Source organism: Devosia pacifica (assembly GCF_014652635.1).
GTDB lineage: Bacteria > Pseudomonadota > Alphaproteobacteria > Rhizobiales > Devosiaceae > Devosia > Devosia pacifica.
This window is the reverse complement of record NZ_BMZE01000003.1, coordinates 150,147-177,094: the sequence shown is the minus strand read 5'-3', so window position 1 is coordinate 177,094 and position 26,948 is coordinate 150,147. Positions and strand designations below refer to the sequence as shown.

Here is a 26,948-nt window from a genome sequence, read left to right as displayed (position 1 = left end):
CTGTCTTCAGGGCCAGGCTGGCGGCAGCAACTGATCCCGGCAGAAATCGGGTTCGAAGATGCCGCGCGGCATTGGATCGCGATCCGCAGTAGGGTCGTCTGTCAGACTTCCGGCACCGTACCACAGGGTAAGTCCGATCTCCGGCACCATGACATAGGCGGGTGCTGGCTCCCCCTCGTTTGGTGGCTCGAACCAGAAGGTGAAGTCGTCATCGAGCGCGTAGAACCTGAGCGAGCGCAGGACATCGAGATCTTCCGCATCGTCGCTGTCTAGCGCGACAAGCTCTTGCGGTCCGTCGGATCGGGCGTCTGTGCGATTGGGATCGGTGACTGGAATAAGCGTCATGCCGCTGTAGCCGTTCGATACGGAGAAGGTGAACCAATAGGTGCGCTGGGGCGTGGTGAGATAAAGATAGAGGTCTGAAGCGATCGACGCGTAATTACGCGCCCGCTGAAAACCGATTTCATATCGGCTATCGTCCTCAACCAGTTCATAGACTGCTCGTTCGGCGGGGCAGCTATCGGCAGCGACTGCTTCGACGGCGAAGGCCAGCAACGCAGCGGTTGCCAATATTGGCGTTAAGCGATTGCGCAAGACTGCACCTCATTTTCGGGTAAGCATTAAGACCAGAGGGGCGCTGGCCAGGAGCAGCGCGGCTGTGCACACGATGGTCCATCGCACTCGTGCATGCCTCGGGCTCGATATACCCTCCTGAAACGCGGTGAGCGTATCGCCGATTCCTGGCAAAGGGCTGCCTGATCGTTTCACCGCAATGCTGCGGATGGCAAACAGCCACGAGAACGCAGAGATGATAAAACCAAAGAAAATCAGGCCTTGAGCCGTCAGCAGGGCGGCGAGTGCCATGGTCATGGTCGAACTATTGGCACAGCAGCGTATGCCCCTCGAAAGAGAAGCTGCACGCCGCTTCGTATTGTTCTGCCACCGCCCTATTGAGATCGGCAGGGACCGATTTGGCCTCGATCTCCACCAGGGCAACCAGACGCTTGTCAGCAGCGTAGAGACTGAACCAGAGGAATGGCCTGCCCGACGGGTATGTGCCGCCATAGACGAAGCCGTCGGCTGTAACGGAGTTCAGGTTAGTGTCGACATTTCTCAACAACAGAACGTCGCGTGCCTGATCGAACAGCAGTTGGTTTCCCATCTGCACGACAATGCGATGATCCTCATAGTCAATCGTGTCGGCTGCACGGGTAGATACGGCCACAGACATGGCCAGGTCCGATTGAGGCCGCGGCAAGCCACTGTCAGAAGGAAAATCCGGATTGTAGTACGCGAACTTTTCGTATCCGAGGTAGGTCAGTGTATCGGTACTCTGATCACCCATGGCCATGAATGGTTGGGTGAACATCTCATTAAATCCGCCCTTCTTGAAGTGGCGCCGATCAGCAGCGCCGCCGGCGCCAAGGCTGGACCAGCCATCGGGCCGATGAAAGAGGCTGAGCATTGGCCGCGCGGCGCCGCTCACGCCAGGCGCCGTATAGAGCGACAGATCAACATCGCCCATCAGTCCTGACTTCTCGGTTGGCAAGCCGCAAAAGGTCACGCCGAGGGGATTGTCAGGGCCGATCCTGAAACCGCTGAGCATCTGCCCCGCTTCGTTGGCCGCAAAATCTGTGAGAAAGGTCTCTGAGATTACTTCAGGCGAAGAATCGATATAGGCGCTGCGGTGATGCGCCAGGAGGCGCAGGCAGGCGTTTCGGATAGCCTCGCTGTTGTCATTAATCCACTGGCCAAGCGGAGATGGCGGCAGGTGCGAGCGGCTTAGATAGTAATCTTCACCAGTCTTGACGTCATAACTTTCATCGGGGCCCATGCTCGCGATGTAAGAGAGTATGCTGGCATCCACGTTCCAGTCGACCAGCTGCTCAACCATCAGAGCGATATCGTTCCGGCTAGCGCCAAGTACCGCGTCCATGCCGAAATCGGCAACGAGCGTGTCCAGATCCTCTGAGGCAAAATAGGGAGCATGAAAGCCCAGCGTGGCGCGCGGCTCCACCATGCGATCGCTATAGGGGCCGATGCCGTCCTGGCTTGAAAATCCGGAGCCGCCGAGGAATGCAAAAGCGCAGGCCGAATAACAACTTGAATAGGCTTCGACGACCGTCGCCACGGCCCGCTCGCGCAGCAATAGCGCCAGCTTTAACCCTTCGATGTAATTGCCGCCGGGGCTAGACAGGGTCAGCACTGCACAATTGCCCCCCTCTTTCGGCAGCCTGGCCACATCGCACTCGACGACTTCGTCGAACAGGCTCGCCAATGCCTCGGCGTCGCCTTCCATGACCGGGCCGGCATAGTGAATGTGCGGCACAAAGCGTTGGACCGAAAAGTGGTTGGAGACCAGCCACATGTCGGCCGCCCAAGCGGGGGCGGGCAGGAGGGCCAGGCCGATCAGGATCATCGCGTGCCGAACAAACTGGCGCATATCGTCTCCCTGTTTGGGGAGCGACGATAGCCAGGACGCAAGCTCTGCCCATACCCTGTTCAGGGGAGGGAAGCGTCTCGGCAACCTCGCTAGTGTCCTGAACTCGCAGGAGAAACGAGGTACAAAACATCTCTCATGGCAATGCGTCTTGTCTTGTCGACTGTCACGGCTCTCTTGAGCTTGAGCATAGTCTCTTTCGCCAATGAGACCGAGATTATCGGGCTGGGTGACGGCTCCACGATTGTCGTCGAGGACTATCTGCTGGAAGTCTCGGAGACCGGTCCCACGACCATAGTCATAATGACCCGGCCCAACTTCGATCCCGAGCCGTTTGGCGCCGTTCCCTCAGACGATTTTGCTCGTCTGGTCCAGCCATTGTGCTCCGGCCTGATCCAGTTCAGTCGCGAGACAGTTGAGGAGAACAAGGCTGAGGCGGTGCGCATCCGGTGGGATTTCGAGCCCAGCTATGACGCCGGAGCCGGAGACGGCGTTACCATCCGCCGATTTCACGAGATTCTTTTTGCGCTCGATGAAAACCTGATGTGCGTCCCGCAACCTCTGGGTGTCGGACTGGGCAACCTGCAGCCGGAGCTACCCAGTGGCCTTCCGGTCGCTCTGCGCTATATCGAGCCCGGCCCGCGTGCTCGGCAGTTGACGCTGACATATGAGATTGATGCCGACCTTGCCGCCATCCCGGACGAGACACTCGAGAACGCGGCGATCGAGCTTTGCATCCTGCATGCTGACCTGGTGCTTGCTGACCAGTTCCGGTACTACGCACAACGCGAGACGGCACTTGTCTCGCTTGCCTTTGCCCAGACCGATGGTCGCGGCCAGGAACTCGAGCGGCGCGTTCTGTTTGGCGTCAAGGACCATCGCTGTGAGACCGGGCTCAGCCCCGAATTGGCCAGGGCCATTCGGGGCGTCTCAGAGGCCGGACCGGCTGTTCAGACGATCGAGGCGCAGCAATGAGCGCCGAACTGGGATGGAAGGCCGTTCTTCCCGATCAGGAAAGGCTGCTTTGGCACGCTCGTCCGTCCGCGACGATCCGGATGGCCGATTTTGCGACGGCGCGGTTGCCGTTCGGCATCGTCTTCACCGTCTTTGCGCTATTCTGGATGAGCATGACCGCACAGATGGGTCGGATGGGGCCTGCGGGTGGCGGACTGGATTTGTTTCCGCTTTTCGGCGTCCCCTTTGTTCTGGTGGGGCTGTACATGGCGATTGGCATTCCGCTGTGGGATGCCTACGAGCGTAAAAATGCCTGGTACGCCCTCACAGACGAGGCGGCCTATATCGCCACCGAACTCTTCGGGCGGCGCAGTTTGAAGCGTTATCCCATCAGCGAGATGAATGCGTTGGAGCTTGAGGACGGGCAGCAGGGAACTGTGTGGTTCAACAAGCATGTTGAGGTTCACCTGAGATCACGAACGTACCGTAGGAGGGCTTCCGCCCGCCAGACCTACAGCACGACAACCAAGGTCGGTTTCAAATACATCGACCAGCCCCGGATCGTTTATCAGCTGCTCATCAAACAGATCAACAGACCGGATCGGGCCATGGCGTCCTGAACAGGTCGAGGTGATGGTGACGCGTATCAATCAAGAAGAAACCGAAACTGAAGTCAGTCGCCGGCGGCGGCAGAAGCACATGTTCGAGATGACCGCTGAACGGATCGTGCGGTAGACACTGCACTCCAGGATCTTTAGTCCAGCCGGGCAGACGGTCGGTTTACACGGAAGAACCCGTCAAGAACGGTTGACCGTGATCTGGCTGGGGCGCGTGGGACGACGACGAGCCCGATGAGAGTGCGCTTGCGGCCGTAGATGGGGCCCAGAATGAGTGCCATTACGGGCCAGGGTATCCATCCATGCAAGGGGCCGTACGAGTTCTCGTACAGCCCAGTTTGGTCATCGCCGAAAAAATTCAGGAGGCGGCGTCCTTATTGACTCCGCCCTTCATTGCAATCGCTGTCATGCGGCGGTCGCCGTCATAAGTCTGATCGAGGCATTTTTTCAAAACCGCCGCGTCACCGTCCAAACCGAGACGGTTGGCAAAGGCGGCCAGCGTCCCGTAGCCTGCAAGTGCGTAATGTACCATGCGCTGATACTGCGGGATGATGGCTGCGTCGCGCACGTCAGCGTCCGTGATCTCGTCGGACAAGCCATGCGCTCGCGCCTCCTTCACGAGCCCTTCCATACCCTTGCAATGCTCTGCGTTCGGCTTGATGCCGTGGTCGTTGCAAAGCTTTTCTATTTCGGCGATGCCATCGGAAATACCGTTGCCGCCGTCGATCAGTGCCTCTGACAATTCCTCGTCTTGGGCGGCGCGACCGAGTTCTGTGACGACGGGCAGAGACTGGGTATTGGCGCTCCAGATGTCCTGCAGCTGGTCGAGATAAATGTCTTTGAGCGAGTTCATCGCCATGCCGGTCTCCTTTATAATTGTCAGGTCTCCAACGATTGGTCCTGTGGAGAGTTCCTCTGGTTGATACGGCTGGCTGTCCTTGCCGCTACGGCAGCTATGCGGCGCTGATCCGAAGGAGCTAAACGGCCGGCATAGGTGCGCTTCGCCGACGGTCGGCATCCGACCCCGTTGCGGCCATCAACCTCGGCGTCGGAGTTGCCGAATAACAGACAGCTTAAGCGACTGGAGCGCTCGTTGCATTCGTCGACCGGGCCCCTAGGTTTCCGACTCAAGCGCTTCGGCGCAGCGGTTCAAAAGCGTACCGAGCAGTCTCGCTTCGTCAGGCGTCAGGCCCGACAGCATTTGTCGCTCTACAGTTTCAGACGCAACAATGCCGGCTTCTGCTGCCGCTCGACCCCTTTCCGTCAATTCCGTCATAATGATCCGACCATGGTCGGGATGGGGCGTGCGCGTAATCAAGCCATCGCGTTCAAGTGTGACGAGCATGCCCTGCATCGATTGCGGTGTCACAAACGCGGCTCGGGCCAGGGAGGCATTGGAAATGCGAGGATTGTGGCTGATCGCAAGCAAAACGGCATTCTGAGCCGCCGAAACGCCCGTGCCCTCAAGCTCCGCTTCCAACCGTTGCCGTAGACGATGTTGAGCGATTTTGAGACTGTAGCCGATCCAGGCCTGTCCATTTTCCACAGACATCTTGCTCATTGACATATCAGGAACCTGATGTAGATGTAAGGATCCTGATACTAAACTGGAGCATCCTTGATGACAATGCCAATCGGACCATCCTTTATCGCGTTGCAGGTTCGTGACCTCGCCGCATCGACAGCGTTTTATGCGGACGTGTTCGGCTTTGCCGCAGGCGATCGCAATCCTCCCGGAGCGGTTGTCTTCACGACCTCGCCGATCGCATTAGCAATACGTGAACCCATTCGTCCGCTTCCCGAAACCGGCTCGCTTGGCACCGGTGCCGTGATCTGGATTGCCTGTCACGACGCCGATGCCCTGCATGACCTGATCATTCAGCGTGGGGGGAAAGTCCTGGCACCTGTAAATGACGGCCCGTTCGGTCGGTTCTTCGTTGCGGCCGATCTGGATGGCTACGCTATCACCTTCCATACCCAGCAAAACTAATCATGCGCAGGTACCAGGCGTTTAGCCTAGTGTTCTCACAACGAATGTCCGCTATTGCCGAATCTTGGTGGTAAGCGAACATTCCGGATTCCACCCCGTTCCGCATCTGTGAACGGAGAGCCAGCCTCGCGGAGCGGTACGTCCGGTATTATTCAACCACAGGCAAAGCAGCCACTCAGGTGAGAAACTGAGGCTCGCTCGTCCCGCCGGATGTCTTCAGTTCCATACGATAGCCAATGCCCGTTTCGTTCTGGATAAGGGAAGGCAAGCCGGGCTCCCGATCGATTTTTGCCCTGAGCTGTCCGACCAGAACCCGCAAATACTGCACATCCTCGGCATGAGCCGGGCCCCAGATCCGGGTCAGTACCTGCCGGTGGGTCAGGACCCGTCCCACATCGCGGGCCAGCAGAAGCAACAGATCGTATTCCTTTGGGGTCAGATGGATGCTTTGGCCGTTCAGTAAGACGCGATGGGCTGCATTATCAATGGTCAGCGAGCCGATCGACAGGACGTTCGGCAGTTTTGGCGCCTGTTCCGTATGACGCAGGGCTGAGCGGATGCGCGCCAGCAGTTCACCAATGCCGAAAGGCTTCTCCACATAGTCGTCAGCGCCGAGATCGAGCGCTTCGATCTTTTCGCTCTCGCGATCTCTGGCCGAGAGAACGATGATGGGAACGTTTGAAAAAGCCCGGGCCGCGGCAATGACATCCTTTCCGTCGCCATCCGGCAGGCCCAAGTCGAGCACAACAGCATCGGGGGCCTGCGTGGCAATTGCGCGCTTTGCGTCAGCGACGCTGCCCGCCTGGATCACCTCGTAATCCACCGCCGTCAGGGCAGGTTTGAGAAAGCGCTGGATTTGCGGCTCGTCGTCCACCACCAGGATACGAGGATGCTTCATTGTGCCTTGGCCTCGGCCAAAGGCAGGCGGATGACGAAGCGCGTGCCGCGCTTGCGCATGGCCGGGCTCTCCGCCCTGATCGTCCCGCCCATGGCGGTCACGAAACCGCGCGCGATGGAAAGCCCAAGTCCGGTTCCGGCGGGTCGACCATCCCCCTTGGCCCGGCGGTGAAATTTCTCAAAGATCATTTCAAGGTCTTCTGCCGGAATACCGTTGCCCTGGTCCGTCACATTGATCACCGCTTCAGCCCCGTCGCGGCGTAAATAGACACTCAGGGGTTTGTCGGTGCCAGCGTATTTGCGGGCATTGTCAAAAATATTGAAAAGCACCTGCTCCAACAGGCCCGGATCGGCCAGAGCAGGCGGCATGGCGTCCTGGGTGCTGGTTTCGATCTCAAGGCGGGGATCCGACCTGGCCATGCGATCAACGGCCCCCGAAATAAGCGCTGCGAGATCTACGGGCTCACGCCGGGGTTTAATAAGGCCCGATTCGATACGGGTCATATCGAAGAGATTGCCGACAAAGCGTGTCAGCCGAGCCGTCTCCTCCTCCACAGAAGCCAGCAGGTCCGCGCGCGTATCGGCATCCATGCGGTCACCAAGCTGGCGCAGCGAGGTTATAGCGCCGGTGATCGAGGCCAGGGGCGTGCGAAGATCGTGCGATAGCGAAGACAGCAGCGCCGCCTGTAGCTTTTCTCCTTCCTGTGCCACTGCGGCCTTGGCGTTTTCCCGAACAAGGCGGGCGCGATCTATAGCGATGGCGGCCTGTTCCAAAATGGCTGAAACCTGGCGCTCTGCGTCGGGTGACAAGGGTCCGTGCGTCGCACCGAGCTTCATTCCAGCCACGCCCGCCATGCGTTGGCCGGATTGAATAGGCATGAAGAGATAGGACACGGTCGGCAGCGTTCCGGTCCTGTATCCTGCCGGTTCTCGTTTGTCGTGAGCCCAACGAGCGGCCGACATGGCGGCCTCGTCAAGGGCTTGATCAGGCGGCCAGGCGACCCGCATTTCCAACGTTCCACCGTCCTCCGAAGTCAATGCGACCGCAGGCAGACCTAGCATGGTATTGAGTTGTGCAGTGGTCGCGGTCAGTGCGCCATCGACACCATAGGCTGCCGAAAGCCTGCGGGAGAAATCATAGAGCGACTGGGTCGAGCGCACTGCCTGTCGCGCCCGTTCGATTTGCTCGCGAAGCCGGGACGCAAGCGTGCCCGTGGCCACGGCCACCGTCACGAAGATCACCAAGGCTAGGACCTCGTGCGGCCTGGCGACGGTAAAGGTGCGCACCGGCTCGATGAAAAAGAAGTTGTAGGCCAAGAACGACAGGCCTGCGGTCAAGAGGGCCGCGAAGCGCCCCGCAAGAATGGCAGAGACCAGCACCGCCAGGAGATAGAGGATCGACAGGTTTTGCAGCACAAGAACCCGTGAGAGGCCCAGGCCGAGCAGGGTAATGCCTCCCGCCGTCGCCAGTGGCAGGCCAAGATTGACCATCCACTCGGGAGCGCTGCGCTTACGAAACCCTCTTGTCTTGCGCTGAACGCCTGCAGTGTCTGACACCAGATAGACGCCGATCCCATCGAGGGTCCCCGCCAGAACATCCGGCAACGACCGCCTGAACATGTTGACAAGTGGAGCACGTCTTGGGCGACCGATGATAACCTGGGTGATATTCTCCCGCCGGGTGATGCGGCCGATCTCGGCCACGAAATCGTCGGCAACGACGCGGCGGACTTCGCCGCCTAACTGCTCGGCCAGTAGCAGCGTCGCTTCCAGTCGCGCCGCCCGATCCGCATCCATTATGGGGTCGGCGCTGCGCGCCAGCGCCACAACGATCCAGCGGGCGTTGAGACCCAGCGCCATGCGGCTGGCGGAGCGCACCACCCGTTCTGACAAGGCATCCGGCCCCACACAGACCAGCAACCTCTCGCCCGTGACCCAGGGCCCCTCGAGGGCCTGCTGCCGCCAGATATCAGCCATCTGGTCATCAACCTGGTTGGCGGTGCGCCGCAGGGCCAGTTCGCGCAATGCTGTCAGGTTTTCCAGTCGGAAGAACTGATCGGCGGCACGCATTGCGTTTTCGGGCAGGTAGACCTTGCCTTCCTTGAGACGCTGGATCAGTTCGGCGGGTGGCAGGTCGACCAGGACGATATCGTCTGCCCGCTGCAGTACGACATCGGGCACGGTTTCGCGCACCGGAACCCCGGTAATGCGTGCCACCAGATCTGCCTGGCTTTCCAGATGCTGGACGTTGAGAGCCGTCCAAACATCAATGCCGGCATCGATGAGTTCGGCCACGTCCTGATAGCGCTTGGGGTGCCGGGCGTCGACATCGTTGGAATGGGCGAGCTCGTCGACAATGACAATGGCTGGCCTGCGGGTAAGGGCAGCGTTCAGGTCGAAGTCGTCATAAACCTTGCCTGAGTGCTTGGCCTTGCGCCGGGGCAGCACCTCCAGCCCGTCCAACAACCGTGCTGTCTCGCCACGCCCATGGGTCTCGGCCAGGCCCACCACGATGTCGGCGCCAGTGGCTTTGCGCTGCTGGGCGCGGGAAAGCATCGCAAAGGTCTTGCCCACGCCCGGCGCCGCGCCGAGAAAAATGGTCAGCTTGCCGCGACCCTCGCCGGCGGCAAGCTTGAGCAGGGCCCCGGGATCGGGGCGCGCCGTGTCCCGAGTATCGCTCATTCAGTTACTGTCGGCCTCTAGATCGTCAAGCGCTAGGTTGAGTTCTAACACGTTGACCCTTGGCTCGCCGAAGATTCCGAACAGGGGTTGTTGGGCGTGCCTCGCAACCAGGCCGGCCAGTTGACCCGCCTCGAGGCCACGAGCCTGTGCAACGCGCCCAACCTGCACCTGCGCAAAGGCGGGCGAAATGTGGGGGTCGAGGCCAGAACCAGACGCCGTGGCCGCATCAGCCGGAACTGCTTCGCCATCTGATAACGCGGAAACGCGGGCCGCAATGACCTCGGCAAGCGTGGCCGATGTCGCGCCCAGATTGGTTCCGCCGGAACCGGCCGCATCGTAGCCGACGGCCGAGGGACGGGGGTGGAAGTAACCGTCGCCGACAAAAGACTGCCCAATGAGCTCAGAGCCGACAATGGCGCCGTCGCGACTGACGAGGCTGCCATTGGCCTGGACGGGAAAGGCAGCTTGGGCGACCCCGGTAATCGCGAGCGGATAGATCAGGCCCGTGACAAGGCTGAAAAGGATGAGCAGCACGAGGGCTGGACGGATTTGGGCGATCAGCATTTCTGGTCTCCTAAACGAGGTTGAGAGCGCTGATGGCAAGGTCGACGAGCTTGATGCCCAGAAACGGCGCAACAAGACCGCCCAGGCCATAGACCAGAAGGTTGCGGCGCAGCAGAGCAGCAGCGCCAATGGGGCGATAAGCCACGCCCTTGAGCGCCAGCGGGATGAGCACCACAATGATCAGCGCATTGAAGATCACGGCCGAGAGAATGGCCGATTGGGGCGAGGCCAGGCCCATGATATTGAGCGCACCCAATTCGGGATAGGTGGCGAGGAACAGGGCCGGGATAATGGCAAAGTACTTCGCCACGTCATTGGCGATGGAGAAGGTGGTCAGCGAACCACGCGTCATCAGGATCTGCTTGCCGATCTCGACGATCTCGATGAGCTTGGTGGGGCTGGAATCGAGGTCGACCATATTGCCCGCCTCGCGCGCCGCCTGGGTGCCTGACTGCATGGCGACACCGACATCTGCCTGGGCGAGAGCCGGAGCGTCATTGGTGCCATCGCCGCACATGGCGATCAGCCGCCCCCCTTGCTGTTCACGCCGGATATAGTCGAGCTTCTGCTCCGGCGTGGCTTCGGCCAGGAAATCGTCGACGCCGGCTTCCGAGGCGATGGCGGCGGCGGTGACGGGATTGTCGCCCGTGACCATGACCGTCTTTATGCCCATGGCCCTGAGGGCCGCAAAGCGCTCCTTGATCCCGGGCTTGACCACGTCCTTGAGATGAATGACGCCCAGCAGGTCATGACCATCGGCCACGGCCAGAGGTGTGCCGCCGGTGCGCGCGACCCGGTCGACGGCGGCGTTGAACTCGGCTGGCGCGCTCGTCCTGTCGAGCGTGACGAAATTGAGTATGGCGTCCACCGCGCCCTTGCGGATTTGCCGGCCGTCGATGTCGATGCCCGAAATGCGCGTCTGCGCCGAAAAGGCGATCGTCTCGCCGCCAGCCGCCTCCGGTTCCGAGAGGCCGAAATCGGACTTGGCCAGGGCAACGATGGAGCGCCCTTCCGCGGTCTCGTCGGCAAGGCTGGCCATCAACACGGCCTTGGCGAGCTCGGATTCGTCGACCCCATTTACCGGAAGGAATTCGCTGGCCATGCGGTTGCCGAAGGTGATCGTGCCGGTCTTGTCGAGCAATAGCGTATCGACGTCACCGGCCGCTTCCACCGCGCGACCGGAGGTTGCCACCACGTTGAAGCGGATGAGCCGGTCCATGCCGGCAATGCCGATGGCTGAAAGCAGCCCGCCAATCGTCGTGGGGATCAGCGTAACCAGCAAGGCCGCCAGCACTGCCAGCGAGAGGTCCGTACCCGAATAGAGGGCCAGGCCATACAGCGTCACCACGGCGATCAGGAAGACCAGCGTCAGCCCCGACAGGAGGATCGAAAGCGCGATCTCGTTGGGGGTCTTCTGTCGCTTGGCGCCCTCGATCAGCCCGATCATGCGATCGACGAAGCTTTCGCCCGGCCTGGTGGAAATTCGAATCCTGAGCCAGTCGGAGATGACCTGCGTGCCCCCGGTCACGGCCGAACGATCGCCGCCGCTTTCGCGGATGACCGGTGCGGACTCCCCGGTCACGGCACTTTCATTCACCGAGGCCACGCCGCTGATCACTTCGCCGTCCCCGGGAATGATGTCGCCAGCCTCGACAAGCACGATGTCACCGATCTTGAGGGCTGTCGCCGGGATGACCTCGGAGGAGAGGTCGGTTTCATCGGAGGGGAACAGCAGCTTCTTGGCGAAGAGATCCGCCTTTCCGTGCTTGAGGCTGTCCGCCTGCGCCTTGCCCCGCCCCTCGGCAACCGCCTCGGCGAAATTGGCGAACAGTACGGTGAACCATAGCCAGGCCGCGATCTGCCCCGAGAAGGCCGGAGCGCCGACGCCGGTCGCCATCTCCTGAACCCAGAGCAGCGAGACCACCAGGGCCACCAACTCGGTTACGAAGATCACTGGGTTGCGGACAAGTTGACGTGGATCGAGCTTGATCAGCGCGTCGCGCAGCGCCGGCAGCATGATCGCCGGGTCGAGGACCGATGGCGTAACAGCTTTCGTTGACATGATTGTCTCCTAAAAGGTCTGACCGGCGAGCATCAGCACGTGCTCGAGGATCGGGCCGAGGGCGAGCGCCGGGAAGAATTGCAGGCCGCCGAGGATGAGGATGATGCCGACAAGCAGGCCGACAAACAGCGGACCGTCAGTGGGGAAAGTCCCCGATGAGGGCGGCACCTTGGCCTTGCGGGCGAGTGAGCCGGCAATGGCCAGCACCGGCACGATATAGGCGAAGCGCCCGGCCAGCATGGCGAGGCCAAGCGTGGTATTGTACCAAGGCGAATTGGCCGAGAGGCCCGCAAAAGCGGAGCCGTTATTGCCGGCAGCCGATGAATAGGCATAGAGGATTTCCGTCAGCCCGTGCGGACCGGCATTGGTCGGACCAGCAAGGCCAGCTGGAATGACTGCGGCAACGGCCGAAAAACCGAGAATGGCGAGCGGCAGGATGAGGACGGCCAGCATGGCCAGCTTCATCTCGCGCGCCTCGATCTTCTTGCCGAGAAATTCCGGCGTGCGCCCGACCATCAGCCCGGCAACAAAGACGGTAAGGATGGCAAAGACCACCAAGCCGTAAAGCCCGGAGCCGACGCCGCCAGGCAAGACTTCGCCTAACTGGATCAGGAACAGCGGCACCAGCCCGCCCAAGGGGGTCAGCGAGGAATGCATGGCGTTCACACCGCCATTGGAGAGGCCTGTAGTCACGGCTGCATAAAGTGCCGTCATGGCTTGGCCGAAGCGGACTTCCTTGCCTTCCATATTGCCGAGAGCCGGATCGAGGCCGGCGGCGACGTGGATCGGATTGCCCGCCGTTTCGGCCCAATAGATCGCGCCGATGCCGATGACGAGCAGTATCGTCATGGCCGAGAGCAAGGCCCAGGCCTGTCGACGCCTACCGGCGATCTGGCCGAAGGTGTAAACCACAGTCGCCGAGATCGAGAGCATCGAGAAGATGGCGAGATAGTTCGAGAAGGCGCTGGGGTTCTCGAAGGGGTGGGCGGCATTGACGTTCATGAAGCCGCCGCCATTGGTGCCGAGTTGCTTGATCGCTTCCTGGCTGGCCATGGGGCCCATGGCAATGGTCTGGTTGGCGCCTTCCAGCGTCGTGGCCGAAACCGAACCGGTCAGCGTCTGCGGCAGGCCCAGTGCCGCGAAGGCCAACGCCACCACAATCGCCAGAGGCAACAACACATAGAGCGTGGCCCGGGTCAGATCGATCCAGAAATTGCCGATGCGGTCGACGCCCGATCGGGCGAAGGCGCGCGATACGGCGACCGCTATGGCAATACCGCTCGCCGCCGAAACGAAATTCTGTACCGTTAGCCCGAGCATCTGGCTGAGGTGGCTCATCGTCGTTTCGCCGCCATAGGACTGCCAGTTGGTGTTGGTCACAAACTGACAGCGGTGTTGAACGCCAGATCCGGCGCCAGACCCTCAAAACCTTGCGGGTTGAGCGGCAAGAGACCCTGTAGCCGGAGGATCGCAAAAAGCAGCACCACCCCGAAGAAGCTGAACAGCAGAACGCCGACGGCATAGCCTAGCCAGGTCTGTTCCCCTTCGGGATCGAGCCCTGCCAAACGGTAAAAGCCGCGTTCGATCGGTCCGAACATGGGTGAGAACAGCGTACGTTCGCCGCCGAATACACGGGCCATGTAGAGCCCGAGCGGCTTGATGGTCGCGACGACGAGGGCGAGCACCAGGCCAATTTGCAGCCAGCCTTGCCAGGTCATGATTGGTCTCCTTGGGGAGAAGCGGGGTCAGAAACGTTCAGGCGCGATGAGTGTCGTCAGCAGATAGCCGGCAATGCCCAGGGCGATGAGAAAAGCGATGATCAGCATCGCGGCCTCACAAGCGCGCCAAGCCGCGTGCATAGGCGACGAGCCCAGAGAACGCAGCTGCGGTGATGGCGAGATAGATCAGATCGAGCATGATTGCCTCCATGGGTGGAAGACATCCAATGCTGCCGTTCGGCGTAAAAATTCCATCCGGAAAGTTTGGCCGTGCCGTAAGAAAGGCATAAAGTCGGGTCTCAGACGGCTGCCATTTGCGCCGGGAGAACAACAAGAAGGTCGAACTTGAGATCGTCCCTCCAGCAGCCAGCCAGGCTGGTGCCTCTTGCGTTTGTCGCGGCGATAACGGTTGGAACAGTGCTTTTGCTGCTACCGATCGCGCGGACAGGTCCCGGCGGCACCGACTTGATCACCGCCCTCTTCACGGCGACCTCTGCCGTCTGCGTTACCGGACTCATAATCGTCGATACGTCCAGCTATTGGACACCGTTTGGCCAAGCGGTCATTCTGGCGCTCATTCAAGTGGGTGGCTTCGGGATCATGACCGGTAGCACCTTGCTTGGCGTGTTGATCAGCAGGCGACTGGGGCTGCGAACCCGAATAATTGCTCAGGCCGAGACACGAACCCTGGATCTCGGCGACGTGACTGCTGTCCTGCGGATCATTCTTATCGCGACCTTGCTGGTCGAACTTGCGGTGTGGGGCGCACTGGCAGCGCGGCTTCACTGGGGGTATGCCGAAGCATGGCCCATCGCCATCTGGCACGGGTTGTTCCACTCCATCTCCGCCTTCAACAATGCCGGATTCTCGACATACGCGGACAGCTTGATGCGATTTTCGGACGACTGGCTCGTTCTCGGTTCGATTATGGTGGCGGTAATAATCGGCGGCATTGGCTTTCCTGTGCTTGTCGACCTACGGCGCACGTTCCGGCGCCCGGGGAGATGGAGCCTGCATACCAAGATCACGCTGCTCGGCACCGCGGCCCTTATCGGCGTGGGCACGATAACAGTCCTTGGCTACGAGTCTGCTGCCGGCGGCCTCTTTGATCCGTTGACGATATCCGAGCGCCTGCTCGACGCGCTGTTCCATTCGGTCATGACCCGCACTGCCGGCTTCAACTCAATCGATATCGGCGCGCTGCAAACCGAGACGCTGATGCTCACGAACATCCTGATGTTCATAGGCGGCGGAAGCGCCGGGACGGCAGGCGGCATCAAGGTTTCGACCGCCCTGGTGCTGATCCTTGCGGTATGGGCGCAGATACGGGGCGAGGCCGACACCACCGCGTTCGGCCGCAGGGTGTCCGCCGATATTCTACGCCAGGCCCTGACCCTGATCGTGCTTGCCATGATCGCAATTTCGCTGGGCACTCTGCACCTGCTGTCGGTCACGACCTTTTCCCTCGAGCAGGTGCTGTTCGAGACGATATCCGCCTTTGCCACGGTTGGGCTGTCGACAGGCATCACCGCCGACCTTCCGCCATCTGCGGAATTGACCCTTGTCACCTTGATGTTCCTCGGTCGTGTCGGCACCATAACCGTAGCGACCGGCCTGGCACTAAAGCGGTCACAGCGGCCTTACAGATTTCCCGAGGAGCGCCCAATCGTTGGCTAGACATTCGATCGCAGGCGGCTCCGGCAGCATCCTCGTCATCGGCCTCGGCCGGTTCGGCGGCGCCGTCGCCGACTCCCTGATCCGGCTGGGCCACGAAGTTCTGGCCATCGACGAGGACCCCGCTATCGTGCAGTCGTGGGCCGGACGCCTGACTCATGTGGTGCAGGCGGATACCACCAGTACAGACACACTGAAACGCTTGGGCGCTGCCGATTTCGAAAAGGCTGTGGTCGGGATCGGCACCGATATCGAGGCCAGCCTGATGACCGTGCTGGCGCTGAGTGAACTGCGGGTGCCTGACATCTGGGCCAAAGCTTTAAGCGAGAAGCATGGTCGCCTGCTCGAACGCACCGGCGCGCACCACGTAATCCATCCCGAAGCCACAATGGGAGAGCGGGTGGCGCATCTGGTGACCGGCCAGATGATCGATTTCATCGAGTTCGACGACGGCTTCGCCATCGTAAAAACACGTGCTCCCAAGGAGAGCCTCAACCGGACCCTGGCTGAATCTGCCCTGCGCAGCAAATACGGCGTCACTGTCGTGGGCGTGAAGCGGCCAAAGGCCGATTTTACCTATGCGCGGCCGGAAACGGTTATCCGACCCGGCGACCTGCTGATTGTCTCCGGCGCCACCCATCTGGTCGAGCGCTTCGCCGCACTGGAGTGACCGGTCTGAGATTCAGCCGCCTACGGCCGAGTGTCAGCTTTCAGGCATTCCGGAATTCCTATCGAATGTCCCAATTGGGGCGCGTCGCTGCCCGGCAGGTTCCGACCCCGTTTCAGCCATTCAAGTTCGCGGCGAGCACTCCCGAAAGCTGCCGCAAGCCAAGCGAATATACAGTATGGAACTAGCCATTGGGTTTCGGAGCGGATGCCTTGTTTTGGTACGCCAAGCGCGCGTGGAGGTCTATGAAGTCGATGGCAGCCGAGACGCCGTCTTCTTCGCGGATCAGTCGTCCCATTTCCTCCGCTTTATCCCGCATTTTTGGATCGCCTACGGCTCTGAAGGCGGCTGCCAACACCTCGGCAGTCAAAGTCTTGCGGTCGATCGGTGGTGGCCCCGCGCCAATGCTCGCAATCCGTCGGCCCCAAAATGGCTGATCGCCGAAGAATGGGCAGATGATTGTTGGGACTCCAGCTCGAAGGGACGCACCAGTGGTGCCAGCACCGCCATGATGCAACGCTGCCTCTACATGCTTGAAAAGCTGTTCATGCGGCGCAGCTTCTATGACGTGAACATGGGTCGGTACCTCTGTGAGACTGAGAGCGCCGCCTCCTGTCGCAAGCAGACCGCGTTTCCCCGACAAGGCCAGACCCTCGATGAGGCTGCTTGCAAGCACCTGGGGGTCGATACCCGGCATGCTGCCAAACCCGACATAAATCGGCTTTTCTCCCGATGACAGAAATGCCTTGAGGTCTTCGGGCATCTGCCAGTTGGCATGCTCGTCCAGAAACCAGTAGCCCGACACCAAGACGCTCTCGTTCCAGTCGCTGGGTACCGGAACGAGCTGGCGGCTATAGCCATACACGGTCGCAACAGGGCCTGGAGGTTTGCCACGTTGTAGATCGAGGGAATGCTTGCGCCATTCGCGAAGCAATTTGCCGAACAAGACACCAGCGCCTTTTATCGCGAGCTGATGGCTGACCTTATTGAATGGGCCCAGCGATGACATGGGCAGCATGGGACTTGGAAAGGCCGAGGTTGGCGTGAAGCCCGGAAGTGGCGACGCCAAGATCGTCGGAATTTTCAGGCGCTCCCCGATGTGTGGACCCGCGATTGATTTCGGATGATAGATAAGTAGATCGGGAGCAAAAGCCTTTGCCGCAATCCATTCCGCATCAAGCAGCCGTCGCATAAGAGGGCGGACATGCCCTAAGAGCTTGAAGCCTGCACTAAACCCTTGTCCGCCTGCAACGGCGGCCTTGCCTTCAGGTGTATCGAGCAGGGCCAAAAATTCCCCGGGCAGAGGTGTAAATGAAACGCCCCGTTCGCTGACAAAAGCCTCGAATTGGGCAGGCGCAGCAAGCTGTACGGTGTGGCCCTGGTTCATGAGGCCAAGACTCAGCGCGACATATGGTTGAACGTCACCGCGTGTTCCGAGGGTATGAACCGATATCCGCATCTTGCTGTTGTGCCCAACCAAGCGCGCAAAAACTAGATATATCTGTTGACCAGTATTGCAGGATGACACCGCCATGCCGGTAGGCGACTGCTATCGACCCCATTGCGGCCGTTCAAGCAGGGCTGTTTCCTACCTGTTTTCGGTCATACAGTCCTACTGGGAGCCCTAATGAGCGAATTATGAAACCATCATCGCAGAACCTTTTTTGGCGCCGCCTAGATGCAGCAGGATTGGAAAGGCTGGAGCTGACCATCGCCGAGAATCGGATAGTAGCGAATTCGACGACGATCGGCGTTGAAGATGGCGGTTTCCGTATTGAGCACCGTTGGGTGTTGACGCCCGATTGGTCCGTACAGTCCTGTATTGTGCGAAAGGAGGGCGTGAGAGGTCGTGCCAGGCTTGCTCTCGAACGATACGGCAATGGGTGGAAGGTAGATGGGGATGTCAGACCCGACCTAGAGGGGACAGGCGAGCCGGATTTATCCATAACCCCGTTCTGCAACAGCTTCCCCATCAGGCATATGATCGCGGCCGATCAGGATCATCTCACCCTGGATACCAGTTTCATCGATGCTGCGGCTATGAGGGTTAGTCGTTCTCGGCAGAGTTACCGACGCGTGGGCCCGGACCTTTTCCATTATCTGGATCTGGGGTTTGCCGATGGCTTTGAAGCGCACATATCAGTCGACCATATGGGACTGGTCATCCGTTACGACGGCCTCTTCGAGCGCGTCGAAGTGCAATGAGTACTGAGCGAGATCGGCTTACCGTCACGCCTAGGACGGGATGTTGAGCACCCGCCCGAAATGGCTCGCCGCCGAACTTTGGCTGGCTTTAACTTAGGCTCCAAGTTGTCGGCCTTTGCAGCAATGGGCGGTAAAACTGGCCTAGCAGTTGAGAAATTGCCAAGTCACGGGCGAGCACGGTTGCGCCTTCAACTGTTGCGTCTGAATGTTTTTCTGACTGCGCAATCTGTGTGGACGGATCTCGTGCCGAAAATTCCTCGATAATCCGACGTGTAAAGGCCCCGCTTCTTGTCAGGCCGCCCCCAAGAACGAGCTTTTCCGGATCGAGAATGGTTGCAATAGTGGCTGCCACTCGAGCAAGCGCTATCGCGTGCTCGTGCAATGCTGCGTGCACGTGGGGATCACCCTGGGCGTCCAGAGCGAATACCTCATCAAGTGTTTGAGGCGCAGGCTCTGGCTTTCGCCAGTACTGCTGTACGCGATACACTAATCCCCGCTCACCCAGCACCTGCTCGATCGCATCGCGGGGGGACGCGGCGTCGGCGGACCAAGAGAGGGGAATTTGCGCCAGCTCCCCACCGGCACCATGTGCCCCCCTGATCAACGCTCCGTCGCAGAAGAACCCGAGGCCTAGTCCGACGCCGATCTGCATGTAGGCCGCATCCTTGCATCCGCGCAGGTGCCCGTCATGGTGTTCAGCAACTGCCGCGCAGTTGACGTTGTTCTCCACCAGCAAGGGCGTCCCTTCACCGGCCCCGAGCTGGTCGGCGAAACGCTGCACGATGGCGTGGGTAATCCCATGACGTCCCGCTGTCGGGGTGATGTCTCGTGGCACGATCTGGTTGACCGCAAGCGCTATCGACCGGATGGGACCAATCGCCTGCATGCGCTCGACGAACTTGGAAGCGTGCGCGGCAGCGCGATCAGCAGCGGCAAGTGGGTCGCCGCCATGAGGCGTGGTTTCCCGGGCGCGAATAGTTCCACCGAGATCGCGCGCCATCAAGCTGATCTGGGTTGATCCAATATCGCAGCCGAGAACCCAGCCCGCAGTCCTGCCAATGCCATAAACGATTGTTGCGCGACCTCTCGGGCCCTGTTCACGACGAACTTCTTCAATCAGAGCGAGCCTGCCAAGTTCGGCCAGCGCCGCTGTCACCGTTGGGAAACTAACATTCGCGTGATGTGCAAGGTCTCGACGCGTTGCCTCACCATAGGCCAGCAAACCCGCCATGACGGCCTTTGCCGCTTCCGAAAGCGTCGGTATTTGTGCGTTCATGCATTCCTCCCCCTAGGCGACCAATAGCATGCGAAGCCACATTCGCACTTGACCGATTTATTAAAGTCAGTAGCTTTAATAAATGAAGATTTTTGAGGTCCTGGTCAGTGTCGAGTGAATACCCCAAGCGTGAATGGATCCCCGCCCATCAGTCGTTCGATGGTCAGGCAGAGGCGCTGGTGGGAATGGTGGACACGATCGCTGGCCAGCTGGACAAGGCGCCAGAGCGCCCGCAGCGCCTCTCGATCATCGGCATCGGTGCCAGTCACGCAGCGGCAGCTGTCGCCGCGCGCCAGTTCCGCGCAGATGGCATCGACGCGACACGGCTCTTGCCGTCTGAACTCTTTGATGACGCCCTCGGACATGATGGCCTGGCGCTTTATATCTCGCAAAGCGGCCGCAGCGCCGAAGTCGTTGCCGTCGCCAAGGCGAATGCTCCGGAGCAGGGCTTTGCCATAACCAATTATGAGCCGTCGCCGCTGGCGGATCTGTGTTCGGGCGGGCTGAACCTCGGCAATCACCCTGACAGTTCGGTGTCGTTCGTCAGCTTCACCGGCACCATGCTGGCGCTCGGCATGCTGGCCGATCATTGGGCAGGACGGTCGGATCCGGACGGCTGGAAGCACGCCATCCGCGACGCGATGACGACCGTCACCGAGACTATCTCAGATCTGCGCGCCCTTGCTGAAAAGCTGGTGGCGTGCCCTTCGAGCGATATCGTTGCACCGGCCTCGATCGTTTCGGTCGCCGAAGAGGCGGCATTGATGTTGCGCGAAGGCCCGCGGCTGATGTCGACCGGCATGGAGACGCGCCAGTATCTGCATGGCCCGATGGATGCCGCTGGCAAGGCAATGCATCTGGTTTTTGGCGGTGCGCGCGAAGCGTTGCTGATCGATCAGCTCGCCGAACAAACGCAAAATCTCGTCTACGTGACCGGCCCCGATGGCGGGGCGCCGAAGGTCGATACGCTGATGAGCTTGCAGCTGCCGGTTCCGCTCGGTAGTCCCATCCACTTCGCCATCGGTGCCAGTTTCGTTACCCAGATGTTAACACTTCTGGCTTCCGAGGCGCGCGGCATCGACATCAACGAAGCGGTGTTCGTCCGGCTCGATACCAAAACCAACACGGCCGGGTGAACGAGGTGAGTTCACTCCTCGTTGGCCTCGATGTTGGTGGCAGCAAGACGCAGGTGCAGATCACCGATCTGGACGGCGTAACACTGTCGGAGCAGACCATCCCGAATACCAGCTGGGCGCTGCGAAGCGACGCCGACCGTGCGCAGATCTTGCGCGATGTCGCGGTCAATGCGGTGTCTGGGGAAGCTGGTGAAGTTGTGGCGCTTGTCGCCGGGGTGCACGGCAGTGACAGCGTCAGCCAGCAGGAGATCCTGACCGCACCTCTCGCCGAGGCATTCGCGCGCGTTCGGGTCGTCAACGATTCAAGCCTTCTGGTGCCCGCGAGCGGCCGCCGTTCCGGCACTGGTGTGACTGCCGGTACCGGCTCCTCCGCGACCGCCACCACCGGCAATGGCACCGAGATTATGGTTGGCGGGTGGGGCTGGGTGCTTGGCGACGAATGCGGTGCTGTCGGGCTGGTGCGCGACGCTGCGCGCGAAGTCCTCAGCGCATATGACGCCGCCGAAGATGATGGCCTCGTCGACGCTCTGCTCGACGCTCTCGATATCACGCATCCGCATGCATTGAGCCACCGGCTTGCAACGGGCGAACCACGCGAATGGTCAGTCCATGCGCGTGTGGTGTTTTCCGCATGCCAGGCCGGATCGCCACGTGCCGCGCGCGTGATCGAGTCCCATGCCGAGGCGATGACGCAGATGGTGCATCAGCTCGAGCGGCGCGGCGGCGATGTCGCCGCCGTGGTGTGCGCCGGTGGCGTGATGAGCAACCACCAACAGATGTTCTCTGCGTTCGCCGACAGCATGCACCGCCGCTTTGGCGACCGCTCGCAAGTCCTGCTTCTCGACGTGCCGCCGGTCGCGGGCGCTGTGAACCTTGCGCGCCAACTCGCCGGTCTCGCCCCGACAACCACAATTCAAGGAGATGTCCGATGACGAGACGCATCGCCAATGCCCCCGTGACCTGGGGTGTCTGGGGACCTCATAGCCTGCCGGCGCACCGCCGCCCCGCAGACATTTTGAAAACCTTGCAACAGTCGGGCTATGCCGGCGTCGAAACAGGCCCGCTGCGGTTTTTCGCCGACAGCGACGAGGCGCTCGCCGAAACGCTCAACCAGTATGAGCTTGAATGCGCCGGCGCCTATGTGCCGCTACGTCCGCTGCATGGCGTTGAGGTGATGGCCGGTGATCTCGAGTATCTGCGCGAGGTCTGCAAGGCCTTCGGCCATTTCAAGAATCCGGGTCCGGTCATTCTGGCCGAGGAGACAGAAGACGCCATCAAGCAGCACGTGCGCCGCGGCAAGGACGAAACCGATCTCGACCTGTCGCCAAGCGACTGGGGCGTTCTGATCGAAGGCTTCAACGAAGCCGCGCGGATCGTGCGCGATCACGGCTTGATGGTTTCCTATCACCCCCATACCGGCACCCATATCGAGCAACCTCATGAGGTTGATCGCCTGTTGGAAGACACCGACCTCGATTTCACGCTCGATACCGGCCACGCAGCGGCCGGCGGCGATGACTCCATCGATCTGGTCGATCGCTGGGCCAGCCGCATCAACCACGTGCACGTCAAGGACCTCATCGACGCGCCGGTCGAAAAGGCGCGCCGCGAGCGCATCACCTTCGGCATGGCGGAGGCCGCAGCGCCGCTCGGCAAGGGCGATCTCGATCTCGACGGTTTCATGAACAAGCTCCAGGCGGTCGGCTACGACGGGTGGATCGTGGTCGAACAGGACCGCCGCCCCGATGGCGGACACGATCACGCCGCCGTCGACCAGGAGCAAAAGGAAAACTTCGATTGGGTCTTCGCCCGCTCGGAGTGGCTTTCAACCAACCCAAACTCCTAGGAGGGAGAACTCATTATGAGGGGAACACTATCCGTTTTGCTCGCTGCCACGGCTTTGAGCGCCGCAATGCCTGCAATCGCTCAGGACACAGAGATCACCGAGCCGGTTTCGGTCGATGATGTTGCCGCGCTTGGCGACGTTACGCTGCGCGTCTGGGCCGATGCCGGCGAAGAGACCATGCTTGAAAAGCTCATCCCGCAGTTCGAGGAAACCTACCCGAACGTAACCGTCGACCTGACCCTCAAGGGCTGGGGCGATCTGATGGGCACTGTCGTCAACGCGATGAACTCCAGCACCCCGCCGGATGTCACCAACGGCAACCAGGGTTTCGCGATCATGGGCACCATGGTGCGCGCAGATCTCGTGCGTCCGCTCGATGACTTCATCGACGCCTACGACATCGACGAAGGCCTGCCGGCCAGCGGCTTCTCTTCGATGCAGTGGAACGACGAAGGCACGGCCTGGGGCGAAGGCGATACCTACGCCATGGGTGGCGCCACGCAGCCGCTCGGCCTGTTCTACAACAAGTCGAAGCTCGAAGAACTCGGCCTCGAGGCGCCCGATTCCATCGGTGATCTCAACGAGGCGCTCGCAGCTGCAGAAGAAGCCGGCGAACAGCCGATCATGCTCGGCAACAGCGAGCAGTATCCGCTTGGCTCGCATGTGCTTGGTATCCTGATCGACATGTATTCCGGCGTTGATGAAATCAACGGCTGGATTGCCGGCCAGGAAGGCGCAACCTTCGATACCGAAGGCGTTCGTCAGGCCCTCGAAACACTTGAGAGCTGGGGCGAGGCCGGATATTTCGGTCGCGGCTATGACGGCATGTCGATGGACGACGCCGTTGCCTCCTATGGCGAGGGCGAGGGTGTGTTCTTCCTCGGTGGCTCGTTCAATGGTGCACGTCTTGCTGCAGTCGATCCGGATGCGTTCGGCTTCACACTGCTGCGCGGCGAAAGCGGTGACTACGTCACCACCGGCACGTTCGGTACGCCGTGGTTGGTCAGCTCCAAGACTGAAATCGAGCCGGCAGCTCTTGCCTTTCTCGGCATGATGCTTAGCGAAGACTTCGCCCAGGCCTACGCCGATGTCAGCCGTCTGCCCAATAAGGGTCTAGACAGCGTGACGCCCACAGGCTCGATGCACGAGGATCAGCTGGCGGCTGCAGAGCGTCTGTTCGAGGAAGGCGACTTTGTCGGCTATCTCGATTGGGCCACGCCAACCATGCAGCGCACCATGGGCACTCAGGCTCAGATGCTGCTGGCGGGACGCACTGATGTCGATTCCTTCATCGAAGCTGTGCAGTCCGATTGGGAGGCCTACCAGGCCGAGCGCGCCGAGCAATGAGCACGGTTGATCACCTCAACGACGAGCGGGCCCCTGAGGGGCCCGCAGAAAACCGGCGCGTACCGCGCGCCGGTCACTTCCTGTATCTGGTGCCAGGCTTCCTCCTTTACGCAGCATTCTGCCTCTGGCCGATCGCACAGACCGCATATTTCTCGTTCTTTCGCTGGGACGGGATCACCGACATGCGCTGGATCGGGCTCAGAAACTATCTCGAACTGTTCACCGATCCGCTGACCCTGACGATCTTCGGGCACGGCCTGGTGATGATCGTCTTTTACGCAATCCTGCCGGTCCTGATCGGCCTGCTGATCGTTGCGATCATGACGCGCGTGCGCATTCGCCTGCTGGCGATTTTTCGCACCGTTCTGTTCTTGCCGCAGATTCTCGCAACCGTTGTCGTCGCTGTCGCATGGCGCTGGATCTATGCCTATGATGGCCCGATCAACGCGGTGCTCGAACTGCTCGGCATGGGGTTCCTGACCCGCGCCTGGCTCGGTGACTTCGATACCGCACTGGCCTCTGTCGGGCTGATCGGCACCTGGATCAATTTCGGCTTGTGCATGGTGCTGTTTATCGGCGGTGCGCAAAAGATCGACACCCAGCTTTATGAAGCGGCGCGTCTCGATGGCGCCGGACCCGTCCAGGAGTTTCTCGCTGTAACGCTGCCGGGTCTGCGCGGCGAAATCTCGATTGCCCTGATCCTGACCGTCACCAATGCGCTGCGCAATTTCGACATTGTCTGGAACACCACGGCTGGCGGCCCCGGCACAGAGACCCTGGTCCCGAGCTATCTCATTTATGAAGGCGCCTTTATCACCCGCAATGTCGGCTTCGCTGCGGCGGCAAGCGTCGTGCTGACAGCGCTGATCCTGGTGCTGACCGCTTCGATCACAATTGGCCTGAGGCGGAGATACTGACATGGAATCCAAGAAAGAAGTCGTCTTTGGCCATGCAATTCTGCTGATCGGGGCGCTGATCGCACTCTACCCGTTTGTCTCGATCATCCTGCAGGCGTTGACGCCTGCGCCGGGAAGCGGCGCCGAAGGTTGGACGCTCGAAAACTTCATCTCGGCATGGACGCGCGGCGGGTTTTCGCGCTCGCTTCTCAACAGCGCAATCGTGGCTTTCGCCGTCGTCGTCGCAACGGCCATAGCGGCGATGCTTGCCGGCTACGTGCTCTCGGTTCTCAAGTTCGAATGGCGGGTCGCGGTGTTCGCGCTGTTGATGATCGGGCTCGTTCTGCCCTCTGAAGCGCGCATCATTCCGCTCTACAACCTCTTCGCCTCGACCGGGCTGCTCAACAGCTACTGGGCGCTGATCCTGCCGCAAATCGCCAGTTCGTTCCCTCTCGCAACGTTCTGGATGGCGAACTACTACGCGCAATTGCCAGAGAGCCTGTCGGAAGCCGCCTCGCTCGATGGCGCCAGCGAATTCGAGATCCTGCGCCACATCTATGCGCCAATCGGCATGAGCGCGGTGCTGACGCTGAGCTGCCTGGTGTTCCTGTTCACCTGGAACGAATTCATGCTGGCACTGGTGCTGATGCCCGACAACGTCGCCGTTCAGACCGCACCGCTGTCGCTGTCGTTCTTCGCCGGTAATGAGCGCACCACCGAACCACAGGTTATCGCTGCCGCAGCAGTGCTCGTCGCGCTGCCCGTGGTGGTTGCCTATTTCTTCCTGCAACGGCGGTTCATGCAAGGACTGCTCGAAGGGGCCGTCAAATGACCAGCACTTCCTCCAAACCCATCCGGCTTGGCATTATCGGGCTCGGGCTGATCACCCAGAGCCAGCACATGCCGAACCTGCTCGCGAGCCTGCGCGACCGGTTCACCATTGCTCATGTGTGTGACGTTTCAGCCGAGCTTGCAGCGGCCATCGGTGCCGATACGGGCGCCCGCCACACCACCGATTTCGGTGCGGTGATCGCAGATCCTGACGTCGACGCGGTGCTGATCTGCACACCGGGTGCGCACTCGACCGTGGCCCGTCAGGCGCTTGACGCCGGCAAGCACGTGTTCGCCGAAAAGCCCTACAGCTACGATCCCGAGATCGCCGCACGCGATGCAGCATTTGCCGCCGAAAACGGGCTGGTGCTGCAGGTTGGCTATATGAAGATGTACGAGCCGGCTATTGCTCTGGCGCGCGAAGCGTTCGATGCAATTGGACCGCTGCATTTGGTCCGGATGACGGTGCTGCACCCCTCCGACGAGCGCCAGACAGACGACCTAGCCATCAAGCGCTTCTCAGATGTATCGGCAGATGCCATCGAGGCGGCCCGCGCCGAGAACCAGGCAGAAGTCAGCGCGGCCATCTCCGGACAGGCAGGGCTCGACCCGGTGCTGTTCCGCAATGTGCTGCACGGCTCGGTCTGCCATCAGACCTCGGTCCTGCGCGCACTGTTCCCCGACGATGCAACCCGCCTCGTTTCAGCGCACCAGGATGCGCCGGGCAGCGCGCGCAGCGAACCGCCGAAAATGCAGATCCTCGGAGCCATCGAGAACGGCCCGGATTGGGTGATCTCATGGAACTGGTTGACCAATTTCCCCGACTATCAGGAATGGGTCGAGATCTATGGCGACAAGGGGAGCCTGCGCATCGATTTCCCGCCCCCCTATCGCAAGGGCGAGTTGGCGCGCCTGACGATCACCACCAGCGCCCCCGACAATGCGGTCGCCGTCGAAACCATTGCACCGAAGGGCCCATCGGCGTTCTCGCGTGAGCTCAAAGGCTTTGCGGCGGCGATTGCCGGCGGTGAGCCGGTGCTGTCGGACGGTGCTGGCGCCGGACGCGACGCGGCCTTGCTGCGCGACATCGCAGCGCTTCTCGGCTGAACCAACAATGCGCGCCTCAGCGCGCCAAACGAGGAAATG

Annotated in this window: 25 protein-coding genes and 1 pseudogene; 13 read left to right on the top strand and 13 right to left on the bottom strand. The window is 60.8% G+C overall.

The window, feature by feature from the left end; genetic code table 11:
- Positions 1 to 6 precede the first annotated feature (6 nt).
- The 3 genes from IE127_RS13660 to IE127_RS13650 are packed head-to-tail and all read right to left on the bottom strand — an operon-like array spanning position 7 to position 2,443.
- Positions 7 to 594, bottom strand: a complete 588-nt coding sequence (locus IE127_RS13660) for a hypothetical protein (protein WP_189426279.1) — start codon at positions 592 to 594, stop codon at positions 7 to 9.
- 9 nt (positions 595 to 603) lie between these two features.
- Positions 604 to 870 carry a hypothetical protein gene (locus IE127_RS13655; RefSeq protein WP_189426278.1) on the bottom strand — a complete coding sequence of 89 codons (267 nt, stop codon included), beginning with the start codon at positions 868 to 870 and terminating at the stop codon, positions 604 to 606.
- Positions 871 to 877: 7 nt separating this feature from the next.
- Positions 878 to 2,443, bottom strand: a complete 1,566-nt coding sequence (locus IE127_RS13650; RefSeq protein WP_189426277.1) for a hypothetical protein — start codon at positions 2,441 to 2,443, stop codon at positions 878 to 880.
- A 135-nt stretch (positions 2,444 to 2,578) separates the two neighbouring features.
- Between IE127_RS13650 and IE127_RS13645 the strand changes: the two genes are divergently transcribed.
- Together IE127_RS13645 and IE127_RS13640 are read left to right on the top strand one after the other, a co-directional pair.
- A complete protein-coding gene (locus tag IE127_RS13645; protein ID WP_189426276.1) occupies positions 2,579 to 3,415 on the top strand; it encodes a hypothetical protein in 837 nt (278 codons plus the stop codon).
- Positions 3,412 to 4,014, top strand: a complete 603-nt coding sequence (locus tag IE127_RS13640; protein WP_189426275.1) for a hypothetical protein — start codon at positions 3,412 to 3,414, stop codon at positions 4,012 to 4,014. The genes IE127_RS13645 and IE127_RS13640 overlap by 4 nt, the downstream gene beginning before the upstream one ends.
- 355 nt (positions 4,015 to 4,369) lie before the next feature.
- Here the strand turns inward: IE127_RS13640 and IE127_RS13635 are convergent, their stop codons facing one another.
- Positions 4,370 to 4,870 carry a ferritin-like domain-containing protein gene (locus IE127_RS13635; RefSeq protein WP_189426771.1) on the bottom strand — a complete coding sequence of 167 codons (501 nt, stop codon included), beginning with the start codon at positions 4,868 to 4,870 and terminating at the stop codon, positions 4,370 to 4,372.
- A gap of 255 nt (positions 4,871 to 5,125) precedes the next feature.
- Positions 5,126 to 5,572 (bottom strand): MarR family winged helix-turn-helix transcriptional regulator, encoded by a 447-nt coding sequence (locus IE127_RS13630; protein WP_210310510.1) that lies wholly within the window; start codon positions 5,570 to 5,572, stop codon positions 5,126 to 5,128.
- Between the two features lie 60 nt (positions 5,573 to 5,632).
- On the opposite strand from IE127_RS13630, the gene IE127_RS13625 reads away from it, so the two are divergent.
- Complete coding sequence (locus IE127_RS13625) at positions 5,633 to 6,001, top strand: VOC family protein (protein WP_189426273.1); 369 nt, start codon at positions 5,633 to 5,635, stop codon at positions 5,999 to 6,001.
- 175 nt (positions 6,002 to 6,176) lie between these two features.
- Here IE127_RS13625 and IE127_RS13620 read toward each other — a convergent pair whose 3' ends face one another.
- From IE127_RS13620 to IE127_RS19930, 6 genes and pseudogenes are all read right to left on the bottom strand, one after another.
- Entirely contained in the window at positions 6,177 to 6,899 is a 723-nt protein-coding gene (locus tag IE127_RS13620) for a response regulator (protein ID WP_189426272.1), read from the bottom strand.
- Entirely contained in the window at positions 6,896 to 9,580 is a 2,685-nt protein-coding gene (locus IE127_RS13615) for a DUF4118 domain-containing protein (protein ID WP_189426271.1), read from the bottom strand. The genes IE127_RS13620 and IE127_RS13615 overlap by 4 nt, the downstream gene beginning before the upstream one ends.
- Entirely contained in the window at positions 9,581 to 10,141 is a 561-nt protein-coding gene (gene kdpC, locus IE127_RS13610) for a potassium-transporting ATPase subunit KdpC (protein ID WP_189426770.1), read from the bottom strand.
- A 13-nt stretch (positions 10,142 to 10,154) separates the two neighbouring features.
- Complete coding sequence (gene kdpB, locus IE127_RS13605) at positions 10,155 to 12,206, bottom strand: potassium-transporting ATPase subunit KdpB (RefSeq protein WP_189426270.1); 2,052 nt, start codon at positions 12,204 to 12,206, stop codon at positions 10,155 to 10,157.
- Positions 12,207 to 12,215: 9 nt separating this feature from the next.
- Positions 12,216 to 13,924, bottom strand: a pseudogene (gene kdpA, locus IE127_RS13600) (potassium-transporting ATPase subunit KdpA).
- A 27-nt stretch (positions 13,925 to 13,951) separates the two neighbouring features.
- The gene (locus IE127_RS19930; RefSeq protein WP_373297332.1) at positions 13,952 to 14,032 is read right to left on the bottom strand and encodes a potassium-transporting ATPase subunit F; all 81 of its coding nucleotides are present in this window, start codon (positions 14,030 to 14,032) and stop codon (positions 13,952 to 13,954) included.
- A gap of 237 nt (positions 14,033 to 14,269) precedes the next feature.
- Here IE127_RS19930 and IE127_RS13590 point away from each other — a divergent pair, with 237 nt between their 5' ends.
- Together IE127_RS13590 and IE127_RS13585 are read left to right on the top strand one after the other, a co-directional pair.
- Complete coding sequence (locus IE127_RS13590; RefSeq protein ID WP_189426268.1) at positions 14,270 to 15,601, top strand: TrkH family potassium uptake protein; 1,332 nt, start codon at positions 14,270 to 14,272, stop codon at positions 15,599 to 15,601.
- Positions 15,594 to 16,268, top strand: coding sequence for a potassium channel family protein (locus IE127_RS13585; protein ID WP_189426267.1), 675 nt, complete (start codon positions 15,594 to 15,596; stop codon positions 16,266 to 16,268). The genes IE127_RS13590 and IE127_RS13585 overlap by 8 nt, the downstream gene beginning before the upstream one ends.
- A gap of 181 nt (positions 16,269 to 16,449) precedes the next feature.
- On the opposite strand, the gene IE127_RS13580 is transcribed toward IE127_RS13585, so the two are convergent.
- Complete coding sequence (locus IE127_RS13580; protein ID WP_189426769.1) at positions 16,450 to 17,724, bottom strand: glycosyltransferase; 1,275 nt, start codon at positions 17,722 to 17,724, stop codon at positions 16,450 to 16,452.
- Positions 17,725 to 17,903: 179 nt separating this feature from the next.
- Here IE127_RS13580 and IE127_RS13575 point away from each other — a divergent pair, with 179 nt between their 5' ends.
- Positions 17,904 to 18,470, top strand: coding sequence for a putative glycolipid-binding domain-containing protein (locus IE127_RS13575; protein ID WP_189426266.1), 567 nt, complete (start codon positions 17,904 to 17,906; stop codon positions 18,468 to 18,470).
- Positions 18,471 to 18,558: 88 nt separating this feature from the next.
- Here the strand turns inward: IE127_RS13575 and IE127_RS13570 are convergent, their stop codons facing one another.
- Positions 18,559 to 19,746 carry an ROK family transcriptional regulator gene (locus tag IE127_RS13570; protein ID WP_189426265.1) on the bottom strand — a complete coding sequence of 396 codons (1,188 nt, stop codon included), beginning with the start codon at positions 19,744 to 19,746 and terminating at the stop codon, positions 18,559 to 18,561.
- A 107-nt stretch (positions 19,747 to 19,853) separates the two neighbouring features.
- Here IE127_RS13570 and IE127_RS13565 point away from each other — a divergent pair, with 107 nt between their 5' ends.
- From IE127_RS13565 to IE127_RS13535, 7 genes are read left to right on the top strand one after another with little or no spacing between them, the layout of a single operon-like run.
- Positions 19,854 to 20,882 carry an SIS domain-containing protein gene (locus IE127_RS13565; RefSeq protein WP_189426264.1) on the top strand — a complete coding sequence of 343 codons (1,029 nt, stop codon included), beginning with the start codon at positions 19,854 to 19,856 and terminating at the stop codon, positions 20,880 to 20,882.
- Positions 20,883 to 20,887: 5 nt separating this feature from the next.
- Positions 20,888 to 21,814: an N-acetylglucosamine kinase gene (locus IE127_RS13560; RefSeq protein WP_189426263.1), complete on the top strand. Its 927-nt coding sequence runs from the start codon at positions 20,888 to 20,890 to the stop codon at positions 21,812 to 21,814.
- Entirely contained in the window at positions 21,811 to 22,728 is a 918-nt protein-coding gene (locus IE127_RS13555; protein WP_189426262.1) for a TIM barrel protein, read from the top strand. Before IE127_RS13560 ends, IE127_RS13555 begins: the two co-directional genes overlap by 4 nt.
- A 15-nt stretch (positions 22,729 to 22,743) precedes the next feature.
- Positions 22,744 to 24,075: an ABC transporter substrate-binding protein gene (locus IE127_RS13550; RefSeq protein WP_189426261.1), complete on the top strand. Its 1,332-nt coding sequence runs from the start codon at positions 22,744 to 22,746 to the stop codon at positions 24,073 to 24,075.
- Positions 24,072 to 24,992 carry a carbohydrate ABC transporter permease gene (locus IE127_RS13545; RefSeq protein WP_189426260.1) on the top strand — a complete coding sequence of 307 codons (921 nt, stop codon included), beginning with the start codon at positions 24,072 to 24,074 and terminating at the stop codon, positions 24,990 to 24,992. Before IE127_RS13550 ends, IE127_RS13545 begins: the two co-directional genes overlap by 4 nt.
- Position 24,993: 1 nt before the next feature.
- A complete protein-coding gene (locus IE127_RS13540) occupies positions 24,994 to 25,803 on the top strand; it encodes a carbohydrate ABC transporter permease (RefSeq protein ID WP_189426259.1) in 810 nt (269 codons plus the stop codon).
- Complete coding sequence (locus IE127_RS13535; RefSeq protein ID WP_189426258.1) at positions 25,800 to 26,909, top strand: Gfo/Idh/MocA family protein; 1,110 nt, start codon at positions 25,800 to 25,802, stop codon at positions 26,907 to 26,909. Before IE127_RS13540 ends, IE127_RS13535 begins: the two co-directional genes overlap by 4 nt.
- Positions 26,910 to 26,948: the final 39 nt, after the last annotated feature.